The 23,083-nt window shown below is 69.1% G+C and carries 20 protein-coding genes; 9 read left to right on the forward strand and 11 right to left on the reverse strand.

Annotation, left to right across the window (positions count from 1 at the left end; all coding sequences use genetic code 11):
• The 3 genes from ON26_RS22020 to ON26_RS22030 all read right to left on the reverse strand — a co-directional run.
• Positions 1-730, reverse strand: a 730-nt coding sequence (locus ON26_RS22020) for a MarR family transcriptional regulator (protein WP_245545969.1), incomplete at its 3' end; no start/stop codon positions are given.
• Positions 720-1,112, reverse strand: a complete 393-nt coding sequence (locus tag ON26_RS22025; protein WP_040798140.1) for a roadblock/LC7 domain-containing protein — start codon at positions 1,110-1,112, stop codon at positions 720-722. The genes ON26_RS22020 and ON26_RS22025, both read right to left, overlap by 11 nt.
• Before the next feature lie 1,188 nt (positions 1,113-2,300).
• Entirely contained in the window at positions 2,301-2,960 is a 660-nt protein-coding gene (locus ON26_RS22030) for a TetR/AcrR family transcriptional regulator (RefSeq protein ID WP_157171977.1), read from the reverse strand.
• A 110-nt stretch (positions 2,961-3,070) separates the two neighbouring features.
• On the opposite strand from ON26_RS22030, the gene ON26_RS22035 reads away from it, so the two are divergent.
• Positions 3,071-4,507: a cytochrome P450 gene (locus ON26_RS22035; protein ID WP_051027355.1), complete on the forward strand. Its 1,437-nt coding sequence runs from the start codon at positions 3,071-3,073 to the stop codon at positions 4,505-4,507.
• A 186-nt stretch (positions 4,508-4,693) separates the two neighbouring features.
• Positions 4,694-5,890, forward strand: a complete 1,197-nt coding sequence (locus ON26_RS22040; RefSeq protein ID WP_040798141.1) for an acyl-CoA dehydrogenase family protein — start codon at positions 4,694-4,696, stop codon at positions 5,888-5,890.
• 43 nt (positions 5,891-5,933) lie between these two features.
• On the opposite strand, the gene ON26_RS22045 is transcribed toward ON26_RS22040, so the two are convergent.
• The gene (locus tag ON26_RS22045; protein ID WP_051027356.1) at positions 5,934-8,564 is read right to left on the reverse strand and encodes an ATP-binding protein; all 2,631 of its coding nucleotides are present in this window, start codon (positions 8,562-8,564) and stop codon (positions 5,934-5,936) included.
• Positions 8,565-8,847: 283 nt separating this feature from the next.
• Between ON26_RS22045 and ON26_RS22050 the strand changes: the two genes are divergently transcribed.
• The 4 genes from ON26_RS22050 to ON26_RS22065 all read left to right on the forward strand — a co-directional run bounded on the left by ON26_RS22050 (position 8,848) and on the right by ON26_RS22065 (position 12,051).
• On the forward strand, positions 8,848-9,243 hold the full coding sequence (locus ON26_RS22050; RefSeq protein WP_040798142.1) for a nuclear transport factor 2 family protein: 396 nt from the start codon (positions 8,848-8,850) through the stop codon (positions 9,241-9,243).
• Between the two features lie 13 nt (positions 9,244-9,256).
• The gene (locus ON26_RS22055; protein ID WP_083884280.1) at positions 9,257-9,910 is read left to right on the forward strand and encodes a 3,4-dihydroxy-2-butanone-4-phosphate synthase; all 654 of its coding nucleotides are present in this window, start codon (positions 9,257-9,259) and stop codon (positions 9,908-9,910) included.
• A gap of 109 nt (positions 9,911-10,019) precedes the next feature.
• A complete protein-coding gene (locus tag ON26_RS22060; RefSeq protein WP_051027365.1) occupies positions 10,020-10,472 on the forward strand; it encodes a flavin reductase family protein in 453 nt (150 codons plus the stop codon).
• A gap of 16 nt (positions 10,473-10,488) precedes the next feature.
• Positions 10,489-12,051 (forward strand): fatty acyl-CoA synthetase, encoded by a 1,563-nt coding sequence (locus ON26_RS22065; RefSeq protein ID WP_040798144.1) that lies wholly within the window; start codon positions 10,489-10,491, stop codon positions 12,049-12,051.
• Positions 12,052-12,109: 58 nt separating this feature from the next.
• Here the strand turns inward: ON26_RS22065 and ON26_RS22070 are convergent, their stop codons facing one another.
• Positions 12,110-13,327, reverse strand: coding sequence for an acyl-CoA dehydrogenase family protein (locus ON26_RS22070; protein ID WP_040798189.1), 1,218 nt, complete (start codon positions 13,325-13,327; stop codon positions 12,110-12,112).
• A 105-nt stretch (positions 13,328-13,432) separates the two neighbouring features.
• The gene (locus tag ON26_RS22075; RefSeq protein ID WP_245545973.1) at positions 13,433-14,281 is read right to left on the reverse strand and encodes a TetR-type transcription factor C-terminal domain-containing protein; all 849 of its coding nucleotides are present in this window, start codon (positions 14,279-14,281) and stop codon (positions 13,433-13,435) included.
• A 123-nt stretch (positions 14,282-14,404) separates the two neighbouring features.
• On the opposite strand from ON26_RS22075, the gene ON26_RS22080 reads away from it, so the two are divergent.
• From ON26_RS22080 to ON26_RS22090, 3 genes are all read left to right on the forward strand, one after another.
• Positions 14,405-15,424, forward strand: coding sequence for a phosphotransferase family protein (locus tag ON26_RS22080; protein ID WP_040798145.1), 1,020 nt, complete (start codon positions 14,405-14,407; stop codon positions 15,422-15,424).
• Positions 15,425-15,520: 96 nt separating this feature from the next.
• Positions 15,521-16,450 carry an SDR family oxidoreductase gene (locus tag ON26_RS22085; RefSeq protein ID WP_083884282.1) on the forward strand — a complete coding sequence of 310 codons (930 nt, stop codon included), beginning with the start codon at positions 15,521-15,523 and terminating at the stop codon, positions 16,448-16,450.
• Entirely contained in the window at positions 16,447-17,223 is a 777-nt protein-coding gene (locus ON26_RS22090; protein ID WP_040798146.1) for an enoyl-CoA hydratase/isomerase family protein, read from the forward strand. The genes ON26_RS22085 and ON26_RS22090 overlap by 4 nt, the downstream gene beginning before the upstream one ends.
• A gap of 50 nt (positions 17,224-17,273) precedes the next feature.
• On the opposite strand, the gene ON26_RS22095 is transcribed toward ON26_RS22090, so the two are convergent.
• The 5 genes from ON26_RS22095 to ON26_RS22115 all read right to left on the reverse strand — a co-directional run bounded on the left by ON26_RS22095 (position 17,274) and on the right by ON26_RS22115 (position 23,082).
• On the reverse strand, positions 17,274-18,434 hold the full coding sequence (locus tag ON26_RS22095) for a tyrosine-protein phosphatase (RefSeq protein WP_040798147.1): 1,161 nt from the start codon (positions 18,432-18,434) through the stop codon (positions 17,274-17,276).
• A gap of 115 nt (positions 18,435-18,549) precedes the next feature.
• The gene (locus tag ON26_RS22100; RefSeq protein WP_040798148.1) at positions 18,550-19,686 is read right to left on the reverse strand and encodes a thiolase family protein; all 1,137 of its coding nucleotides are present in this window, start codon (positions 19,684-19,686) and stop codon (positions 18,550-18,552) included.
• The gene (locus ON26_RS22105; RefSeq protein ID WP_040798149.1) at positions 19,683-20,120 is read right to left on the reverse strand and encodes an OB-fold domain-containing protein; all 438 of its coding nucleotides are present in this window, start codon (positions 20,118-20,120) and stop codon (positions 19,683-19,685) included. The genes ON26_RS22100 and ON26_RS22105 overlap by 4 nt, the downstream gene beginning before the upstream one ends.
• Positions 20,120-21,619, reverse strand: coding sequence for a hydroxymethylglutaryl-CoA lyase-like TIM-barrel protein (locus ON26_RS22110; RefSeq protein WP_040798150.1), 1,500 nt, complete (start codon positions 21,617-21,619; stop codon positions 20,120-20,122). The genes ON26_RS22105 and ON26_RS22110 overlap by 1 nt, the downstream gene beginning before the upstream one ends.
• Positions 21,616-23,082, reverse strand: coding sequence for an acetyl-CoA carboxylase biotin carboxylase subunit (locus ON26_RS22115; protein WP_245545975.1), 1,467 nt, complete (start codon positions 23,080-23,082; stop codon positions 21,616-21,618). The genes ON26_RS22110 and ON26_RS22115 overlap by 4 nt, the downstream gene beginning before the upstream one ends.
• Between the last annotated feature and the right edge of the window lies 1 nt (position 23,083).

Below are 23,083 nucleotides of genomic sequence, written 5' to 3' on the forward strand. Positions count from 1 at the left end.
CGACAGGGCCGGTGGCCGGCGTCGGTCCCGGCAGAGCGGGCACCCCGGCCCGCGACGACGACGCCCGCTCCGGATCATCCGGCGCGATTCCCGGCGAATCGTCCACGCCCGCAGCCGGTTCGATCAGCCCGGACACGGTGAGCTCGCGCACCGCGGTCAGGCACCCGTAGGTGGTGCGCCCGAGATAACGGGCGATCTCGGTGACGCTGCGCCTGGCATCGGCGGCAGCCAGCACCTCCGCCTGCCCCGCGGTGAGCATCACCCGGCGCCGATGTACCCGGCGGGCGGGCACCACCGGCGCACGATCGACCAGTTCTGCGGGCCAGGGCCCCGAGCCCGGATCGCCGCGCCGCTCGCATTCGCGCACCAATTCCCGGGGGCGCACATGGCAGACCCGCGACAACCAGTGCGCGGGCGCAGGCCGGAATTCCGGTTCGGCACCGGAGGAGAGCAGGAAGTAGGCCGCGTCGTACACCGACAGCAGCGCAAGGGTTTCCAGCTGCGGCTGGTCGAGCACCCCGCTCGGGTCACCGGCGCCGGCGCGCCGCCAGTCCTCGGGGGTCGCCACCCCCGCTTCCACCACCAGCCGATCCAGCCCGGTGGCCCGATGGCAGTGCGCGGACGCTATCGCGCCGTCGGCCAGGTGGAATTCTCCGTCACCGGCCAGCAACACGCCGGTGCTGCCCTCCTGTTCGAGCCGGCGCAGTTCGACGGCGAGGTCACCGCTCATCGTCACCCTCGGCGAACTCGGCGAGAACGGCCTTCAGCTGGTAGCGGGCCAGTCCCAGATTGCCGGTCTGCTCGTCGCAGACGACGTGCACGAAGATCCGCCCGTCGAAATCTCCGCCGACCAGATACAGCAGGTGGTAGCCGCCTCCGCCGCAGACGATGATCTCGCTGATGTCGTCTTCGCCGGATCCGCTCGCCAGCGCCGAGCAGCCGAGGACCGCGCGCACCACATCCGTGGTCCCGGCGGCGTCCTCGTGCTGATCGACCAGCTCGTGCCGACCCGCCGCGGCGATCGCCAGACCGCTCGCACCATCCACCATCGTCACGCTGCGCGCACCGGGAATGTCCATGATGCGTTTCAGGCAGCCGTCTATACCGAGCACCGCTTCACCGCTTGTCTTCCGAAGGTTTGCCCCCGTTTCTCGCCGCGAGGGCTTACACGGGCCCGACGCTACACACGGACGGCGAAGACTGCACGGCGAACGCGGGGAAAATCCGCATTTCCGCGCATTTCGCCCGCTCACGCAACAAACAATACCTATCGGTTTTCAAACCGGGAGATATTACATACCAGTTGGTATAGTTTGCCGAGCTCCGCGTCGACAGCAGATCGAATATTGCACAACGAAATCTCGACCGCGTGCCGACGCCATGGATTCCCCCATCGGCCCGAGCCGGCGGCGGCCACGGGCGCGGCCGCCATCGACCCCCACGCGACGCGCCACCGATGGAAGTCGGCTCTGACCGGCGCGATGGCGGGCCTACAGCACCGACACGCGCGCAACCGCCCGACCGGCGATCGCCGAAGTCCGGCCGACCACACCGTCCCGATATCACACACCCTTCGTCACCGCGAACGGAGGCCGGCACTCGTATTCTCCGAATTTGCCGCAGCCCACAACAGCCGCCGCGACATCGAGGGAAAAACATAATCCGATACGCGCCCACAGCGATCCCCACATCCGCCGCAGCAAATCCGTCCTGTCGATTCACCGTGGCTTATTTCTTCCCGAGATACACCATTCACATTCTGTGTATCCGACGTCGGCCGCGTGACAATCGAAGATGCCACTCCGAATATCGCCCCCGGTCGACGGGTCACCCGCAAACAATTCCGCAGCGCAGTAATTCGGCACTTCCGAACCGTCGGGCCATCGGCACGCGTCCGAGCACGTACAGCCCCGCCGATTCGGATCCTGCCATCGAGCCGGAGCGACAGGACCAGACGAAGGCATCGGTCCGCTCGACCTGAACGCAGTGCACAGTCCTGCCGTCCGCCGACCGCCCCACAGCGCCGGGCCCTGGGCAGCAGTCGTGCAGCCGGACCGTCGGCTCCGGCGGCGCGAGCCGGATCCGCTCCCGGGCACGGCACCTGCCGAACCGCGGGCGACCACGAGCCCCGGCGGCAGTTCCCGAAATTGCAAACGCAAATCTGCGTCCGTTTTCTGGCGCGGGAATCGTCATGGCGACACCGGATTCGTGCGTCGACGGCAGCGCGGACCGATAGCGGAAGACAGCCCGTTGCGGCGCAGTTTACGAGCCGCAACCCGGGCCCCTGCCCAATTCCGGGATCACAACTCCGCGGCAGGCGGCACCAGCGCCGGACGGTCGGCCAGATAGGCGTCGGCGAGAATATCGCCGAGCCGGGTCGTCTGCTTGATGAGCCCGGGAATATCGATCGCGACCACGCCCGCCTGCCAGGCGCCGGTCAGTTCCACGAACCCGCCGACGGCCATCAGCACCATGCGGTGGAACTCCCCGAAGTCGACTCCGGAGCGCAGGTAGGGCTCGAGATTCGTCGCCAGCATGTCGGTGACGATCAGCACCAGGTCGCGACGGCGGCGTTCCAGCACCTCACTGCCCGCGTGATCACCGAAGAGCACCTGGGTGCGGCGCGGGTCGTCGGCGAAACCGCGCACCACCGCCTCGACGGCGCGGTGCAGGACGTCCAGCGGCGGGGCTTCGTGCCGGTCCCCGATCGCGGCGGTCAGCGTCGCGGTCGTCTCGTCGCGCACGTGGTCCCACGCGGCGGCGAGCAGCTCGGAGCGATCGGCGAAGCTCTCCCGAAAGTACCTGTCGTTCAGACCTGCTCGCGCGCACACGCTGCGCAGGCTGACCGCTGCCCAGCCGCTCTCCACCCACACGTCGATGGCGGCGTCGATGAGCTGGGCGCGGCGGGCGGCACGGCGCGCTTCCACGGTCCGCCCGCCCCACGTCGATGGGCTGGTCATGGATCCATCTTGACAAAAGCCGGGGCGTCGGGAGTCAATTGGTGACAAGTCGTCACCAATTGACACACCGGCTCGCCCCCGACCTTCGCAGCGCCGCGAAAGGACAGCACATGTACGCAGGACTTCTCCGTGGGCTCAAGCAACGCGCCGCAGACCTGGCCGACCTCTATCCCGCTCGGCCGACTCCGCTCGCCGAACCACCGGCGGGCAGCGGTTTACTCCCGGTGCTCGGCGACGGCGGTATGCCTCTGCTCGGCCACTCACTGCGCGTCTACCACGACCCGATCATCTGGGCCCGCAAGGCTTTCGACAAATACGGCGAGGTGTCCTGGTCGAGCATCTTCGGCCGCCGTGCCGTCGCGGTGTTCGGCCCCGAGGCGATCGAAGTGGTCTGGAGCAACAAGGAGAAGGTCTTCTCCAGCGAGCAGGGCTGGGAGTACTGGATCGGCCCCTTCTTCCGTCGTGGCATCATGCTGCTCGACTTCGACGAACACCTGCACCACCGGCGCATCATGCAGCAGGCCTTCACCCGCCCCCGCCTGATCGACTACCTCGACATGATGCGCCCCGGCATCGCCCGCGAACTCGACTCCTGGCAGCCCGAACCCGGCTTCCTGCTCTACGACAACGTCAAACAGATGCTGCTCAACCTCGCCACCGAGGTCTTCGTCGGCGCCGAACTGGGCCCCGAGGCCAAGCGGGTGGAGCACGCTTTCGAGGACACCGTCGTCGGCGGCCAGGCGCTGATCCGAACCCCCGTCCCCGGCGGCACCTGGGATCGCGGCCTGCGCGGCCGCCGCCTGCTGCAGGAGTACTTCCGCGGCCGGCTGCCCGCCAAGCGGGCGGGCAACGGCAGCGATCTGTTCAGTGTCCTGTGCCGGGCCACCAGCGACACCGGCGACACCTTCAGCGACGAGGACATCGTCAACCACATGATCTTCGTGCTGATGGCCGCACACGACACCAGCGCCGTCTCGCTGTCCATGCTCACCTACCTGCTCGGCAAGAACCCGCACTGGCAGGAACGCCTGCGCGCCGAATCCGTGGCTCTGGGCAAGGATTTCCTCGACTACGACGACCTCGACAAGCTCGAATCCCTGGACCTGGCCTTCAAGGAGACCCTGCGCATGTACGCCCCCGCGGGGGTCCTCATGCGCCAGGCCGTCCGCGACACCGACATCCTCGGCCACTACGTCCCCGCCGGCACCGACATCATCATCGGCGCCTACCCCTCCATGCGCCTGTCCCGCTGGTGGCCCCGCCCCGACGAGTTCGACCCCGAACGCTTCGCCGAGCACCGCCGCGAGGACAAGATCCACCGCTACGCCTGGTCGCCCTTCGGCGGCGGCGCCCACAAGTGCATCGGCCTGCACTTCGGCGGCATGACGGTGAAGTCGATCATGCACCGCATGTTGCTGCAGTTCGAGTGGAGCGTCCCCGAGGGCTACGAGGTGCCGCTGGCCTGGGGCACCGGCCCGACTCCCGAGGACGGTCTGCCGATCAACATGCGGCCCCGGCACCGGGCCGCCACCGAACGCCGCCGGTGACGGGCCGGCGGCGAAGACGCGAGGTGGTCCCGCCCGGCCGGGGCAGGTAGCCGATCGACCGCACGTGGACCTGTCGTGGACCACGTAGAAGACCACGTAGTCGTCACGGTGTCACCACTTCGCCCACTCGGCATTGTGATCGGTGTCATAAGCCCGCACGCGGCGGGCCGGATCGGAAGGACACCCATGACAACCGTGGCACCACAGCCGGATACCTACCCCGGCACCGAGCGCGGCGCCGAATACCTGGAGCGAGCACGACGCGTGGCCGAGGTGATCGAGGCCGAAGCCGACGCCATCGAAAAGCAGGCGACGATCACCGATGTCGTGTTTCGCGCGCTCGCCGACGCCGGCCTCTTCTGGGTCCTGGTTCCGCAGGAGTACGGCGGAGCCGGCCTCGGCATCGTCGACAGCTTCAAAGTGGTCCAGGAGCTCGCACGGGCGGACGGCTCCACCGGCTGGGCCTTCATGGCCAATTCCTGTAGCACCGGCATCGCCGCGGGCTACCTGAACGAGCAGGGTGCGCGAGAGATCTTCGGTCTCCCGGATCAGGGCATCACCGCGGGCATGATCGTGCCGACCGGCTCCGCGGTCCGAGTCGAGGGCGGATACCGAGTCAGCGGCCGGTTCCAGTTCGCCAGCGGATCGGCGCACGCGTCGTGGATCGGCGCGGGTTTCGTCGTGTACGGCGAGGACGGCAACCCGCTGCTCGACGACAATGGGGAACCGCAGTGCCGGATCGGGTTCCTGCCCCGCGACGAAGTCGAGTTCCTGGGCAACTGGGACGTGATGGGTATGGTCGGCACCGGCTCCTACGACTACAAGGTCGAGGATCGATTCGTCCCCGAGAAATACACGATGGCGACGTTCTCCACCACGCCGGTCCGCCCCGAGCCGGTCTACCAGCTCGGTTTGCTCGGCATCGGCGTGGGCGGGCACGCCCCGATCGCTCTCGGCCTGGCCGAACGCGCGCTGCAGGAGATCACGGGAATCGTCGCCGAGAAGGCGCGGCCCGGATATGCCACCGTCGTCGGCGATTCGGACCTGTTCCGAGTGGACTTCGCCCGCTACGACGCCCTCTTCCGTGCCGCGCAGGCCTATGTCTACGAGGTCTACGGGCAGGCCGAGGCCACCGCCGCGGCGGGTCTGACGATCACCGACGAACAGCGGGCGCGGATGCGCCAGGCCGCGACGTGGGCACAGGAGGTCGCCGGTGACGTGGTCACCTTCGCGCACCGCTGGGCAGGCAGCGCCACCGTCCGCAACCCCAGCGCACTCGGTCGATGTGTACGCGATGCGGCGGTGGCCACCCAGCACGCGCTCGTCGACCGGATGACGCTGGTCGAGGCGGCCGAGCACATCCTGCCCGGCTATCGGCGCTGACCCCCGCACGGCGGGCCCGTATCAGGAGGCGGGCCCGCCATCGCTATACCCCGGGGGCGGGATCACCGATCAGGCTCGGACGATTGACGAGTTCCACGCGCCGTTGCAGTCCCAGTTTGCGAAGCGCGTGTTCGACGTGTCCCTCGACCGTCCGGGTGGACAGCACCAGCTTCTCGGCGATCTGCCGGTTGGTGAGGCCCGCCGCCACCCAGTGAGCGACTTCGCACTCGCGGGGCGTCAGCATCGACCGCGTCACCCGGCCTGCCCCGCCCGCCGACGGCGCGGCCGGATCCGCGAAGACGACGACGAGCAGATCCGACATCGACATGGACCGCCCCTTCTCCCAGAGCCGGTCGAAGGCCGCCACGCCGATCCGGTCACGGGCCGCACCGACCGCCCGCTCCCGCAGGTCGATCCAGCGCTGCGCCCCGTAGAGCTGGCGGCCGATGGAACCCCACATCGACGAGGCCGCGCCGAGCAGCACCGCGGCATCGTCGGCCGCGTCCAGTTCGGCCAGCGACCAGCCGAGCAATTCGGCCAGCAGCGAGATGCCGACCACATCCTCGAACGACTGCTGGATGCGCAATCCGCGCACGGCGAAATCGCGCGCGCCGGCGTAGTCCCCCTCCAACAGCGCGACGAGCCCGAGACCGTAGGTGGCATAGCTGTGGAACCATCGCTCACCGACCTCGGTGGTCTCCGCGTGCACGGCGGCGAACAACTCGCGCGCCTGATCGACGTCCGCGGCGGCACTGCACAGCATGGCTCGATGAACGCGCAGCATCGCCGTCAGATTCGGATCCGAGCCGTGTTCTGCGTAACGGACGGCGGCGGCGTCCATGCTCGTGCGCGCCGATTCCAGCGCACCCGCGAACATGTCGCGCAGGCCCTCGATGTGGGTGATCAACGCCGACACGGCATTGTCCCCGGTGTCCGCGGCCACCGCGTGTGCCCGGTGCAGTGAGAATGCCGCGGACTCCCGATCCCCCTGCAGCACCTGAACCAGTGACAGCGCGGCGAGGACGCGCCCCTTCGTGCCGGACTCGACCGACGGCATGTCCAGCACGCGGGTCAGCCACATCCGGTGCTCGCGAATCGAAATGCCGCACGCCCACAGGAACATTCCCGCACCGAGCGCGTCGGCGGTCTTCCTGACTTCCGCCCGGCCGGCTTCGGGGCCGTCGTGCGGTGAGAGCACCGATTCCAGTGCGGCGCGGATATTTCCGCGATTGTGCCGGAGCGTCGCGGCATGCCGGTGCTGATCGGCGCTGTACCAATTCGACGCGGTGGCCTGGATCGCCGCCACACACCAGTCCAGCAGACGCGCGCGCAACTCGGCGCGCTCCTGCGGCGAGAGCCGATCGTAGCCGTACTCGCGGATCGATTCGAGCATCCGAAACCGCACTCGCTGATCGCGCTCTTCGCGGCGCACCACCGATTTGGCGACCAGAGCCGTGACGGTATCGACGACCATATCGGCGGAGAACTCCTCGTCCGCGCAGACTCTCGAGGCCATCGGCAGGTCGAAGCCGTCGGCGAAGACCGTCAGCCGCGCCCACAGCCTGCGTTCGGGTTCGGCGCACAGGTCGTAGCTCCAGTCGATGGTGGCTTGCAGGCTCCGGTGCCGCGAGGCGCGAGTCCGCGCACCTGCGGTCAGCACCGACAGACGGTGGTCGAGTAGTCCGCACAGGTCGTCGAGCGACATCACCGTCAAGCGGGCGCACGCCAACTCGATCGCCAGCGGCAGGCCGTCGAGGCGCTCGCAGATCCGTTCCACGGTGGCCGCGTTCTGCTCGGTGATCTCGAATCCGGACAGCGCCGCCGCGGCCCGCGCCGCGAACAGTTCCACCGCCCCCGCGCCGCCACGATCACGGGTGGGCAGCGGCGGCAGGGCATAGACGTATTCGCCGGGGATCGACAGGTACTCGCGGGTGGTGGTGAGCACACGCAGGGCCGAGGTCGACTCCAGCAGGCGCGTCACCAGGTGCGCGGCGGCGTCGACGACGTGCTCGCAATTGTCGAGGACCAGCAGCATGCGCCGATTTCGCAGGTAATCGACGAGGGCTTCCTCGGGCAGCTTGTCCCGGTTGTCGAGGGCGAGCCCATCGCACACCACCTGGGCCAGCAATTCCGGCGTGCGAATAGCGGCCAGTTCGACGAACTGGACACCGTCGGGGAAGGCGCGGCGGAACTCGTACGCGGCCTGGATGGACAACCGGGTCTTGCCGATTCCGCCCGGCCCTACGACGCTGACGAGTTTGTGCTCACCCAGCAATCGGCGCAGCTCGCGCAGCTCGGCGCGTCTGCCGATGAATGTGGTGGCCGGGGTGGGCACCCCCGCCGCGATGTGGCGGGATTCCGCGCGCCCGGCTTCGAGTTCCTCGCGGACCTCCGTGACCTTGCGAGCCAGCATGGTCCGGGATCGCGACCAGTTCAGACGTCGGGCTATCTCGGCGATGGAGATGGCCGGATTCTCCATGAGCAGATCGCGGACCGGGCCGTCCACCGCGTCGGTGACCCGCCCGCTGCTGCGGCGAAGGTCGCCGGGCGGGTCGTTCAGCGCGAGCGCGCGCCGCACGGTGTTGCGTGACATCCCCAGGCGCAGCGCGATTCCCTTGATCGACTCGCCATCGCTGTGACACCGGCGGATCTCGGTCCATTCGTCGATATTCAAGCGCCCTCCAACGATCCATGAGATGCCGATCACTGTTCATTCCCGGGCGCATGAACCGCAACCGGGGGGGTCAAGTTGTGTCATCCGAGCCACGAATCACCCCCGAATGACCGCAGCCACCTCCTGCCATCATGCCTTTCACCTGCGATGACTTCACGCACCCCAGCGCCGCAAGAGCGCCGTGACGGATCACGTAGTCGACCGGTTACGAACGCCTCGGCGGATCGGACACAGTGATTGCCGCCACACCAGAAGCTGGCGCCATTCCGACGAAGGAGCAACCATGACCGTCTCGAACGCCGAAGCCCTACGGGCCGCATTCGCCGCCGCCGATCAAGGCGACCCGGCGCCCCTGGTCGAAATCTACGACGACGCGATGAGCTGGGCCGGCTTCACACTCGACGGCACCCAGCGGGTGTACACGAAGGCCGAATTCCTCGAGGCGTTCGGCGTGCTGGCCAAGCTCGACGAATCCCGCAACGAGGTCGTCGAGGTCGATGTCGTCGACGACGAGATCGTCGTGGCGAAGGTGCGGGCCTACCGCAGGCTCGGCGAGAAGGAACTCGACGTCGTCATGGTGATGACGCACCGTTTCGTCGACGGAAAGGTCACCCGCGGCACCGACATCGTGCCCTCGTCGTTCGAGAAGTTCTGGGCCGAGACCGGCCTGACCGTCTGACGAGGCCGCGTCGATGACTGTCCCGGCCACGCGTTCCGGCAACCAGAGGGTGGACCGACTCGAGGCGGCGCTGATCGCCCTGCGGCACGGCCGGATGGCCGTCGCCGTCGACGATGTGATGGACACCGGGTGCGATCTCGTCGTGCCGGCCGCGGCGGCGACTACCGCGACCATCGCCACCCTGGTCCGGCACGGGTCGGGGCTGGTCTGCGTCACCGTGAGCGCCGAAACCTGCCATCGGCTGGAGCTCCCACCGCTCAACTGGCGCGACGACGCCGACGAATGGTACACCGGCTCGATGCGGGTCTCGGTGGACTCGATCGCGGGAACGACCACCGGGATCTCGGCGCATGACCGCGCAGCGACACTGCGGGTTGTCGGCGACCCTAACGCGAGCGCGTCCGCGCTGACCCGGCCCGGCCATGTGATCCCGGTGCTGGCCGAATCCCCGGGTCTACCGGTCGGCAGGCCCGGGGTGCTGGCCCTGACCGCCCGAATGTGCGGCGACGCGGCGGGATCGCTGGCGTACTGCGCGGCGGTCGACGAGTGCGATCCATATCGCCTCGCCACGACCGCCGAGGCCCGCACCGGGAATCCGCCCGTCTTTCATTACAGCGATGTCTTGCAGGCCACCTTCGAGCGAACCGCTGCCACCGGCCCGTGGTGAGCGGGCTCCCATCTGACAGAGAGTCAGCTGAATGACGAATTCAATTCCGGCCCAGACGATTCCAGGCTCGGAAAGCACCGTCGCGTTGCAGTCCGGCTTCCGCGAGGCCATGGCGCACCTGTGCGCCCCGGTCACGATCGTCACCGCGATGGCCGAGGGCAGGCCGCACGGCACGACCGTCAGCGCCGCGATGTCGCTGTCCATGGACCCGCCCCTGATGACCGTCGCCTTGGCGAACAGTTCCGACTGCCTGCGCTTGATCCGGCAGACCGAGCGTTTCGGCGTCAACATCCTGGCCTCGGGCCAGCACGATCTGGCTCTGCGACTGGCAGGCAAGGGCTCGGGCAAATTCGACGGCTGCGACTGGCGGCCGCGCGCCGGAGTGCCGCGATTGTCCGGCGTCGCCGTCTGGGTCGCCTGCCGCACCGCCGGATTCGTCGACGGCGGTGACCATCAACTCGTCCTGGGCGAGGTGATCGAGGTCGAGACCACCGCGGACGCCGCACCGCTGACCTACCACGGCCGCAGGTTCGGCACCCATGTGCCACACGAAGCGGCCTGAGCGAGAAACCGAACCGATGACAGCAACCCTCCCCCCGCACACGCGCGCCCACGCGCTCGCCGACATCCCCCGCCGCAGCGCGGCACGATACCCGGGCAAGATCGCACTGATCCACCGCGACACCACGCTGACCTTCGCCGAATTCGACCGGTTGGTCGACAGCTTCGCCGCCTACCTGTGGCAGCGGGGCATGCGGCCCGGCGACCGGCTGGCGATCCTGTCGCACAACTGCTGGCAGTACCCGGTGGCCGTCTTCGGGGCCGCGCGCGTGGGCGTGGTCACCGTTCCGATCAACTTCATGCTGACCGCGGGCGAGATCGCCTATCTGCTCGACGACTGCGCGGCCTCGGCTCTGGTGTTCGAGGACGCACTGGCCTCGGTCGCACACGAGGCGCTCGACGCCGCGTCCACACCGGTCGGGCTTCGGCTGAGCGTGCCACTGTCGGGTTCCGACGCGACGGACCAGTCGTTCGACGACGCGATCGCCGCGGTGACCTCACCTGTTCCCGACGTGCACATCGACGACGACGCGCTCATCCGGATCATGTACACCTCGGGCACCGAATCCCGGCCGAAGGGCGTCATGCACTCGAGCCGGAGCCTGATGTGGCAGTACATGAGCTGCATCGTCTCCGGCGGGATGGAGACCGCCGATGTCGAGGTCCACGCCTTGCCGCTCTACCACTGCGCGCAGCTGGACAATTTCCTCGTCACCGACCTCATGTTGGGCGCGACGAGCGTGATCCTCGATCGCCCCGACCCCGCCGCCATCCTCGCGGCGGTCGACCGGTACGGCGCCACCAACCTGTTCTGCCCGCCCACGGTGTGGATCTCCTTGCTACGGCAGGCGACCGAGGAAGGCAGAACTCCGGCCACACTCCGCAAGGGCTACTACGGGGCCTCAGCGCTGCCGGTGGAAGTGCTGCGCGAACTGCAGACCGCTTTCCCGGGCCTGCGGCTGTGGAACTTCTACGGCCAGACGGAGATGGGGTCGCTGGCCACCGTCCTGCCGCCCGAGGAGCAACACAACAGGCCGGGCTCGGCGGGGCGGGCGGCGCTGCACGTGGAGACCGTTGTCGTCGATGACGACAACCAGCCCGTCGCGCCGGGCGTGATCGGAGAGATCGCCCATCGCAGCCCGCAGGTGACGCTGGGCTATTACAACTTGCCGGACAGGACCGCCGAGGCGTATGCGGGCGGCTGGTTCCATTCCGGCGACCTGGGCTATTTCGACGACGAGGGTTACCTGTGGGTGGTCGACCGCAAGAAGGACATGGTCAAGTCCGGCGGCGAGAACGTCGCCACCCGCGAGGTCGAAGAGGTGCTCTACGAAATTCCGCAGATCAGCGAAGCCGCCGTCTACGGAATCCCGGACAGCCGGTGGATCGAGGCGGTGGCGGCCACCGTGGTGCTCGCCGACGACGCGTCGATCGACGCCGAGGCCATCATCGCGCACTGCCGCACGCGGCTGGCGCCGTACAAGATCCCGAAAATCGTCCGTTTCGCCGGCCGGCTGCCGAAGAACGCCAGCGGGAAGGTATTGAAGCGGCGGCTGCGCGAGGAACACCTCGCGCGGTGACGCACGACGGGTGGCCGGCGCACCCCGGTCACCTGTCGTGTGCCGCAACGGCAATGGATCAGAACACCGGCTCGCGGCGCAGTTCACTCTTGGCGATCGTCTGCAGATGTACCTCGTCGGGTCCGTCGAACAGCCGCATCGCCCGGTGCCATCCGTAGAGCGCGGGAAGCGGTGTGGTGTCGGTGACCCCGGCGCCACCGTGCACCTGAATCGCCCGGTCGATCACCCGCAGCGCCGCCCGCGGCACGGCAACCTTCGCCATCGAGACCAGATCCTTGGCGGCCTTGTTGCCGTGGACGTCGATCACATGACAGGTGTGGTGGCACAGCAGCCGGGCCTGCTCGATCTCGATCCGGGATTCGGCGATCTGCTGACGCACCACCCCCTGCTCCGACAGCATCCGGCCGAACGCCGTGCGCGATTTCGCGCGCTCGACCATCAGCGACAGCGCGCGTTCGGCCGCACCGAGCGCCCGCATGCAGTGGTGGATACGGCCGGGCCCCAGCCTGGCCTGCGCCGCGGCGAAGCCACCGCCCTCCTCGCCGATCACATTGCTCACCGGCACCCGCACGCCGGTGAAGCGGACCTCGGCGTGGCCGTGCTGGTCATGGTGCCCGAAAACCGGGTAATCACGGACGATCTCGACGCCCGGGGTGTCACGCGGCACGATGACCATCGTCTGCTGCCGATGCGGCGCGGCGGCGGGGTCGGTCTTGCCCATCACGACGAAGAAGGCGCACCGGGGGTCCATCGCCCCGCTGGTCCACCATTTGCGGCCGGTGATGACGTATTCGTCGCCGTCGCGCTCGATGCGGGTGGCGATATTCGTCGCATCGCTGCTGGCGACGTCGGGCTCGGTCATGGCGAAGGCGGAGCGGATACGCCCGTCGAGCAAGGGCGCCAGCCAGTCCCGGCGCTGCTGTTCGGTGCCGAGCAGGTGCAGCAGTTCCATATTGCCGCTGTCGGGGGCCTGGCCGTTGATCGCCTCGGGCGCGAGTTCCAGGCTCCACCCGGACAACTCGGCGATCGGCGCGTACTCGAGCTGGGTCAGCCCCGACTCGGCGGGCAGGAACAGATTCCACAATCCCTCGGCCCGCGCCTGGCTCTTGAGTTCCTCGACGATCGGCGGCACGACATGATCGTCGGGGCCGGCCTGACGCCGCCATGCCTGGTACTCGGCTTCGGCGGGCAGTACCCGATCCCGCAGGAATCGCGCCATCCGATCGCGCAGGTCGAGCGCGCGCGCCGACGGGGGCGGCAGTTCGTAGGTTTCCATGAACATCTCCTGAAATTTACCGATCAAACGGTCGGTCCGAACTATAGGGGCGCCATGCAGGCGGGTCAATCGAGCGGGCGGTGGCGGCGCGGCGGGCAGGCATGTTCAGCGGCCGACCCGAACGAGATCGCGCGCGAACTCGACATACTGCCGCGCGATCTCCTCCGGGCTGTGCTCTTTGGCCGGCGACCACCACTGAGGCAGGGCGGTGCACATCGTCACGACCGCCCGCGCCGCCTCGCGAGGCAGCGGCGCGCCCATCAGCTTCCTGCGACAGCCCTCCACGACCTCGTCGTCGACCATGTGCTGCACCTCCCGCCTGGCCGCGGCGATACGTTCGCGATGCGGCTGCTCGACGCTGCGCATCTCGCTGGCGCCGATGAAGCCCAGCTCCCGATAATGGGTGTGATACAGCGCCAGACACTCGACCAGCCGCTCGAACCGCTCCACCGGACTGTCGGCCTCGGCACGCGCGGCTCGGCACCTTTTGCGCAGGTCGTCCATGGTCAGCTCGAGCAGCGCCACCAGCAGGTGCTGCTTGGTCGGCCAATGGTGATAGACGCCGGCGACCGACAATCCCGCCCGGTCCGCGACGTCGCGGATCGTGGCGCCGTGATAGCCGAGCTCGACGAAGGCATCCAGCGCTCCCGCCAACGGCGGCGGCAGCCGCAGGGGCGGAAACTCCCGCCAGCTCTGCCCGTCGACCGCGGCCGAGGCGGACGGCGCGCGCAGCTCATCGGCATCCATACCGAACAGCCCGGCCGCGGCCCGCAGCCGATCATCGGTGATCCGAGTCGTTCCGTTCTCGACGCCGCTCCAGGTACCGACGCTGACCCCGAGCGCGGGAGCCACCTCACGCAACGTCATGCCTTGCCGCTGCCGCGCCTGCCGCAGCCGCCGCCCCAGCGCCGCGCGCTCGGCGGCATCCCGCCCGTCCTGCGGTTTCCCGGTCACTCCACACTCCTTTCCGAATCGGGGCGAGCCTAGTCGGCGTTGACACCGACGACGGCGGCAACTACCTTCACGGCTTGTTCAGACTAACCGTTCGATCGCTCGGTTTCAGAAAGAAGGCCAGCCATGTCCGCTGACACCCCGCCCGGGGTTGACGTTCCCGCTCTCCAACACTTCCTGGAGGCCGCCGAGCCCGGCCTGCTGCACGGACCGTTGCGGGTCGAACTGCTCTCCGGCGGACGGTCGAATCTGACCTACCTGCTCACCGACGGGCAACGGCGGTGGGTGCTGCGGCGACCGCCGCTCGGCCACGTGCTGGCCACCGCCCACGACATGGAGCGCGAATTCCGGGTGCTGCGCGCCCTGCACCCCAGCACGGTGCCGGTCCCGCGGCCGGTGGTCGCGGCGGGACCGGAGATCATCGGAACGCCGTTCTACATCATGGAATTCAGTGAGGGTCTGGTCCCACGCGACCGCGCGCAGGTGGAGCCTCTCGCCGACTCGGCCGACCGGCTCGCCGACGAACTCGCCGCCACCCTCGCCCGGCTGCATCGACTCGACCCCGCGGAGGTCGGATTAGTCGATTTCGGACGGCCCGAGGGCTTTCTCGAGCGGCAGGTGCGCCGGTGGAAGGCCCAGCTGACCGCCTCACACAGCCGCGATCTGCCCGAACTGACCGCGCTCGGCGACCGCTTGGCCGCCGCCCTGCCGGCAGCGCAGGCCCACGGGCTGGTGCACGGTGACTACCGGCTCGACAACGTGGTGATCGACCCCGGCGCTGTCCGCGTCGTGGCGATCCTGGATTGGGAAATGGCCACCGTGGGCGATCCGCTCACCGACCTCGCCTCGATGGTCGTGTGGTGGGACGGCATCCGCGGCCTCGACAGCCCCGTCGCGGCCGTGCCGGGCGATATCCCCGGCTTCCCCGCCTCCGAACGGCTGATCGAGACCTACCGCGCGCACTCGAACCACGATCTGTCCGAGCTCCCCTGGTACCTGGGCTTCGCCTATTTCAAGATCGCCGCGATCTTCGAGGGCATCCACTACCGCATGCGGCAGGGACTGACCGTCGGCGACGGATTCGAAGGGCTCGGCGCGATGGTTCCCGCGCTCGTCGAACGTGGCCACGCCCAGCTGGATCGCTGAGACCGCCCGCGAAATCGCCTGCCCTACAAGCACCACCCGAGCCGCGAGCGCGCGGAGACAACACGCAGGACACCTGACGACACCGTCGGAGGAGATATGACGACACCGCAGCAGAGCACATCCACACCCCCTGAAGGCACATCCACACCGCCGAACGGCAGCGCAACCCCGGCGAAGGCCGATGCGACACTGGCGAACCGAACGCTGCTGATGTCCGGCGGCAGCCGGGGCATCGGCCTGGCCATCGCCCTGCGGGCGGCGCGGGAGGGCGCGAACGTGGTCATGCTGGCCAAGACCAGCCAACCGCACCCCCGGCTGCCCGGCACCATCCACACCGCGGCGCGCGAGATCGAACAGGCAGGCGGGCAGGCGCTGGCCGTCGTCGGCGACGTGCGGGTGGACGCCGACGTCCAGCGCGCGGTCGACGCCGCGGTCGAGCGCTTCGGCGGCATCGACGTGGTCGTCAACAACGCCAGCGCGCTGGATCTGCGGCCGGCCCGACACATCGAGATGAAGAGCTACGACCTGATGCAGGACATCAACGCCCGCGGCGCGTTCCTGCTGAGCAAGCTCGCGATCCCGCATCTGGAGCGCAGCGCCGCGCCCCACATACTCACGCTCTCGCCGCCGCTGGACATGCGCCCCAAGTGGGCCGGGCAGTACCTGGCGTACACGATGGCCAAGTACGGCATGAGTATGGTGACCCTCGGGCTGGCCGAGGAACTGCGCGAGGCCGGAGTCGGAGTCAACTCGCTGTGGCCGCGCACGACCATCGCCACCGCCGCGGTTTCCAATCTGCTCGGCGGCGACGAGGCATTGCAGGGTTCACGTTCCCCGGAGATCGTCGCCGATGCCGCCCACGCGATCCTGCTCCGCGACGGCCGCGAGTGCACCGGCAATTTCTTCATCGACGACGAGGTGCTCGCCGAGGAGGGCATCACCGATCTGGACCGGTATCGCATCGGCGACGGCTCGCGGCCGCTGGACCCGGACCTGTTCCTCGATCCGCAGGCGGACGCCCGATGAGCGCGGTCGAGTACACCTCGCGCGACCGCGTCGCCTACCTCACCCTCGCCGACTCCGCGCACGGCAATCCGATCAACCAGGCGGCGGTGGACGCGCTGGCGGGCGCGGTGCGGCGCGCGCGGGCCGACGACGTCCACGTCGTCGTTCTCACCGGCGGCGACCGCGCGTTCAGCGTCGGCGGTGACATCCGCGCCTTCGCCGCGGCCACCGATGTCGAGCAGATGGTCGACGATCTCGCCGAAAGTCTGCATCGGGTGGTCAGCGATCTGCAGCGGATGGACGCCGTGGTCGTCTCGGCGGTGCGCGGCGTGGCCGCCGGAGCGGGTCTGGCGCTGGCGGCGGCGGCCGACCTGGTGGTGGCGGCCGCCTCCGCGCGCTTCACCTCCGCCTACACCAAGATCGGCTTCTCCCCCGATGGCGGCAGTTCGCTGCTGACCGCGTCGTTCGGCCTGCACCGCGCGCTGTGGTCGACCCTGCTGAATCCGGTGATCACCGCCGAGCAGGCACATGCGATCGGCCTGGTTGGCCGGGTGGCCCCCGACGACGAGTTCGACGCCGCGGTCGCCGAGATCGTGGACGAACTGCGCGCCGGATCCCGGGCCGCGCAGGTCGCCTCGAAGCGACTGCTGCGCGAGATCGCGACCCCGGCCGCCGAGGTGGCCCGACGGCGCGAGGCCTTGTCCATCCGAGCCCTGGCGGCGAGCCGGGACGGCCGGGCAGGCGTCGAGGCGTTCCTGTCCAAGCGCGCACCGGAATTCCCCAGCAGCCGGTGAACGACCGGTCCGGGCCGCCGCCGACGCGGTGGCCCGGACCGGGTGCGAGTTCAGCCGAGCAGTTCCTCCAAGCGGGCCAGGCTCGTCCGGTACATCTCGTCCACGCTCTGGACGACCTCGGGCGTGGCGGCCAGAGTCGCGGTCCAGGTCACCAGTGCGCCGCGGTCGTGATGATGGGGACCGACCGACAGCGTGGAGAAGTACTCGTCGAGCGGAATCGGACCGTCGAGGTAGGTGTAGGTGTAGGTGCGGTCCTCGTCGCTGCGGGCGAGGACGCGTTCGCGCGCCGGTGCGCCGTCGGCGAAGGTGACGGTCCGTATGTCGGCGTCCATCGTGGTGTCGATCAGTGCGGGCACCCACCGGTGCACGTTCGCCACGTCACCGACCACCCGCCAGGTCTCCTCGGCGGAGGCGTCGAGGGTGATCGACCGGGTGACCTGCGTCATGACGGCGCCCTCGCCCGGCTCCAGGATCTTCGCGGCGAGTTCGTCGAGCGCCGCCGCGCCGACGCCGGCGGACTCCAGGTAGCTCCGGGAACCGCCGAAGGTCAGATCGACCCAGGCGAGGAAACGCAGCACGTTCGCCGGGGACGTGCTGTAGGCCTCGGGCGGATACACCGCCACGTCGTCGCCGTAGCTCGCCATATCCCGCAGGCGATTCATCATGTCCGCGACCTCGCCCGTGCTCCGCGCGTAGTCGGCGGCGATGTCGGCACGCAGGATGCCGAGGGCGTCGAGCAGGATCGCGTAGGCCACCCCGGTCCGGTCCTTACCGAGCGTGCAGTGCACGAGCGCGGGCAGACCGTCCGCGGCGAGCAGGGTTTCGATGACGCGACGGAACGCCGACCCGTCGGCCAGATAACCGAGGTAGGTCCCCACCAGCGGGTCCGGGCTCGTCATCGGCGCAACGGCCGACTCCGCGCGCACGGTCTCGCGAACGGCGAAGGGCACGTTGACGATCCGGGCTCCGGTCCCGGCGAACCCGCCGCTGCCTTCCTTGCGCACCTCCCGCGGCAGCCTCAGGTCGATGATGGTCCGCAATCCGACCGCGTCCACGAACCGGCGTGCGGCATCAGCGCCGACGAATTGTGGTGTGGCGCTGCGGAACAACCGTCCCGGCGCGACCTGTCGGCCGTCGGCGGTGCGCAGCCGCGCCACCGGCCGGAAGCCGAGCAGGCCCTGCGGCGGTTCGTGCGCCTCGATGGCGGTCATGATGCAACCTCCCGGATGAACCGATTGTCGGAGTGTTCGGTGTCATGGCTGCCGGCGATATCGCTGCCGGATATCACCGTCGGCGGAATGGCCGCCGGCGGTGGATTGGGTGATCTCATACCGACAGCACCGTCACCACGCAGGCGTTGCCGTCCATCCCGGCCGCGCCGCCGCCCATCGTCTCGACCATGCCGACGTCGTGCCGCCGAACCTGGCGCGGCCCGGCCTCACCACGCAACTGCCAGACGATCTCGGCCAATTGGGCGGTACCGGTCGCGCCCAGCGGATGCCCGCGGGAGAGCAGCCCGCCGCTGGGATTGACCGGTTGCGCCCCGGCGCGGGCGGTGTGCCCGGACACCGCCAGCTCACCACCCGCGCCGACCTCGGCCACCCCGAGCGCCTCGAGCGTGGTGATCTCCCCGATGGTGAAGGCGTCGTGGACCTCGAACACATCGATCTCCCCGATCCGGCGGCCTGCCTCGGCCAGCGCGATCTCACCGGCCCGGCGTACGCACGAGAACCCCCACACCTCGTCGTGGCGCTGATCCCAGGACTGCCCTGACACCATCGTCGAGGACTCGACCAGGACATCGCGCGCGCTGCGCCTACCCGCGCCGACGACGATCGCGCCCGCGCCGTCGGTGGTGGGACAGCACTGGAGCATGGTCAACGGGTCGGCGATCGGCCGCGAGGCGAGCACCGCCTCGACCGTCGGCGGCTCGCGGCGCAGGTGCGCGCGCGGATTGTCGACGCCGTTGGTCTTGTTCTTCACCGCGACCGCCGCCAGTTGCCCGGGCGTGAGCCCGTAGCGGTCGAGGTAGCGGGCAGCGGTCAGCGCGTACAGCCCGGGCAGCGGCAACCCGGTCGCGCCTTCGGGGTCGGTCGCCTCGGGCACGATCGCACCGGTGAACAGCGTCGACATCTGCTCGACGCCGATCACCAGCACGCAGCCGTAGCGACCGGCGCGCACCGCGGTGACCGCCTCGTGGTAGGCGCTGGTTCCGCTGGCGCAGGCGTTCTCGATCGTCCACATCGGGACGGTTCCCACGCCGAGACCGCGTTGGACGCGAGTGGCGACACCGGGCGGACCGAACACCGAACCGACGATGATCGCCTCGATCTCGCCGGGAGTGATGCCCGCGTCGCCGATCGCCTCCATCACCGCCTGCCAGGCCAGGCTTTCCACCCGGCGATCGGCGAAGACGCCGAAGTCGGAGGTTCCCACTCCCCAGATCGCGGCTTCCGTCGTCACCGGTTGTCCTCCCGTTCCAGTCCGATCTCGGCGAGATCTCCGCTGTCTGTACAGGTGAATTCGATTCGTTCGCCGATGCGTGGCGCGGGATCGCACCGCACGTGCACCAGAACACGGGGGCCGTCGACGACGTCGAGGTAGGCGAGCCCGAACGGCGCGGCCCAGCGCCCGACCGGTATGCGCACGGTGGTAGCGGACCACACCACCCCCACCGGGGCGAAGCCACAGTCTTCGACGGCGCCGAAACAGACCGGACACCACGGCACATCGGGCTGGGCGAGCGGGTGGCGGCACTGCACGCACCTGGCCCCGCGCAACAGCCCGTCGACCACCCGCGGCCGCGGATCGGCGACCGGCAACCCGCCCGCCTCCGCCCCGGCGCGGCGCTTGGTCGGCCGCTCGGTCAGCTCGGATCTCGCCGACGACGCGCTCATCAGTGGTCTCCGTGCAGGGTGAGTTCGAAACCACCGGATTCCACGTGCAGGTACGCGCCGACCGCGGTGGAGATCAGGGTGCGGACCGCGGCCGTCTCGCGGCTGGTCAGGCCGTAGTCGACGGTGCGCGGCGGGGTGGCGCGCATGACCTCGATGTCGTGCTCGGGCACCAGCAGCCGCAGGATCAGCTCGTCGTCGCTGATGCCGGCACCGAACTTCTGGCGCAGCTCCGACAGCTCCGGCTGCGGCGGCTCCCACTCGGCGTAGCTCTTCGCCTTGGGGCCGGCCATGATCTTGTCGAGCACGTTCTGGTCCAGCGGCGCCACCGGCGCGCCGTAGAAGCCGTTGACATACAGCAGGACTTCGTCGGGCACCACCGAATACCGGTCGCCGGAGACCACGTTCAGCACGGCCTGGGTTCCGACCAGCTGCGAGAACGGCGTCGCCATCACCGGATAGCCGAGTTCTCGGCGGATCAGCGACATCTCGTCGAGGACTTCCTCGAAACGCTCCTCCATACCCCGGTCCTTCAACTGGGCTTTGAAGGTTCCCGCCATGCCACCGGGCAATTGGTGACGGTACTGGTAGAGGGAGAATTCGGCGGGCTGCCCGATGGGCAGACCGTCGATACCCGCCACCGTGCGCAGATGCTGTTCCACGACGGCGAGCCGGGGCTCGTCGAGATCGACATCGAAGCCCGCATAACGCAGATTCGCGATGGTGTTCTCGGTGGAGGGCAGCGAGACTCCCGCCGCCAGCGCCCGGCTGGCGGTGTGCACCCGATCGGCCCCGGCGAGCACGGCTTCCAGATAGTTCACCGGCGCCAAGGCGTTGTTGGAATGGAAGTGCACCTCGACGGGCAGCGCACCCGCCTCCTTCTTGATCGCCGCGACCAGCGAGTACGCGCGTTCGGGGGTGAGCAGCCCCGCGGCGTCCTCGATCTCGATGCCATCGATGCCGAGAGCCACCAGCTCACGGGTACGCGCAGCGTAGTACTCGTCGGTGTGGTGCGGTGTATCGGCGAAGAGGATGCACGGGATCGCCTGCGCGCCGAAGGACTGCGCCACCTTCACCAGCCGGGCGATCTTCGGGATGTTGAACAGGCCGTCGTAGATCCAGAAGCTGCCGATCCCGTGCGCGCACAGCCGCTCGACCCACAGGTCCATCACGCTGTCGGCGGTCAGCCCGAAGGTGACGATGCCGTTGCTGCGGGTGCCCGCCCGAACCGTGGTGCGCGGCATGGCCTTCGACAGCGAGATCAGCTGATCCCACGGGTCCTCTTTGCAGTGGCGCACCAGGACCTCGAAGATCGAGCTGCCGACCAGGTCGATGGTGTGGAATCCGGTCCGGTCCAGTTCGCCGGCGATCGGCAGCCCGATCGCCTTCGTCATCCGCATGCCCCACCAGCTCTGCGGGCCGTCGCGCAGAGTCTGATCGATGATCTCGATCGTGCGTCGACCGCCGGCGGCGCGGTCGGCACAGTCCAGGTAGCTGCTCATCTCGTCTCCTCGAGGGTGCCGCGGTACTCGTCGGCGCCCACCTGGTCGATCCACCTGGTGGTCACTTCCGCTTCCCGGAACACGTTGTGCTGCAATAGGAAAAGGTTGAACGGTATGGTCGTCGGCACCCCGTCCACGCCGAGTTCGGCCAGCGCGGCGAGCAACCGGTCGATCGCTTGCTCGCGGGTAGGGGCGTGGGCGATGACCTTGGCGATCATCGAGTCGTAGTACGGGCTGATGACGGTGCCCGCTCGACAGTGCGAATCCACCCGGATGCCGATGCCCGAGGGCGGCTGCCAGGCCGTGACGGTGCCGGGCACCGGAACGAATCCGCGCTCGGGCGACTCGGCCATCACGCGGGCCTCGATGGCGTGGCCGTGCACACGCACGTCGTCCTGGCCGAACGACAACGGCAGCCCGGCTGCCACCCGGATCTGCTCGGCGACCAGGTCGATCCCCGAGACCATCTCCGAGACCGGGTGTTCCACCTGGATCCGCGCGTTGAACTCGAGGAAGGCGAACTCGTCGGTGTCGGCGTCGTACACGAATTCGACCGTGCCCGCACTGTCGAGTTCGACCGCTTCGGCGAAGCGGACGGCGGCCTCGTGGATACGCCGACGAGTCGGTCCGCTCAATCCGGGTGCGGGCGATTCCTCCACGACCTTCTGATGCCGGCGCTGGGCGCTGCAGTCCCGCTCGCCCACATGGACCACCGACCCGTGCTTGTCGCCGACCACCTGCACCTCGATGTGACGGGCGCGGGCGATGAACTTCTCGATGTAGATGCGGCCGTCGCCGAAGGCCGAGGCGGCCTCGGCGATCGCCGTCGGCAGCCTGCGACGCAATTCCCGCTCGTCGGCGACGACCGACATGCCGCGGCCACCGCCACCGGCGACGGCCTTGATCAGCACCGGGAATCCGATCCGCGCCGCGGCCTCGGCCGCCGCGTCGGGGCTGTCGGTGATCCCGGAGCCGGACAACACCCGCACGCCTGCCTGCTCGGCGATCGCGCGGGCGGCCGCCTTGTCGCCGGTGCCCGCCACGATGCGCGGGTTCGGGCCGATGAAGACCAGCCCTTCGGCCTCGCAGCGCCGGGCGAATTCGGGGTTCTCCGAGAGGAATCCGTACCCGGGGTGCACGGCATCGCAGCCGGTGCCGAGCGCTGCGGTGAGCACCGCGTCGGCGTCGAGATAGCTGGCCGACGCGCTCGCCCCGCCGATGCAGACGGCGCGGTCGGCGAGCGCGGCGGCCAGACTGTCCCGGTCGGCCGCCGAGGTGACGACCACGCTCTCCAGGCCGAGCGTGCGGCAGGCCCGCACCACGCGCACCGCGATCTCGCCCCGGTTGGCGATCAGCACCCGCCCGAGTACCGCGCCGACCGGCGTCCCCGCGGGGACGCGGGTCGCGCGCTCGGCTGCCCGTAGCCTAGTGATCGGCGGCTCGGTCATCGGGGGCTCGGTCATC

It is taken from the genome of Nocardia higoensis NBRC 100133 (genome assembly GCF_000308595.1).
Classification (GTDB): Bacteria; Actinomycetota; Actinomycetes; order Mycobacteriales; family Mycobacteriaceae; genus Nocardia; species Nocardia higoensis.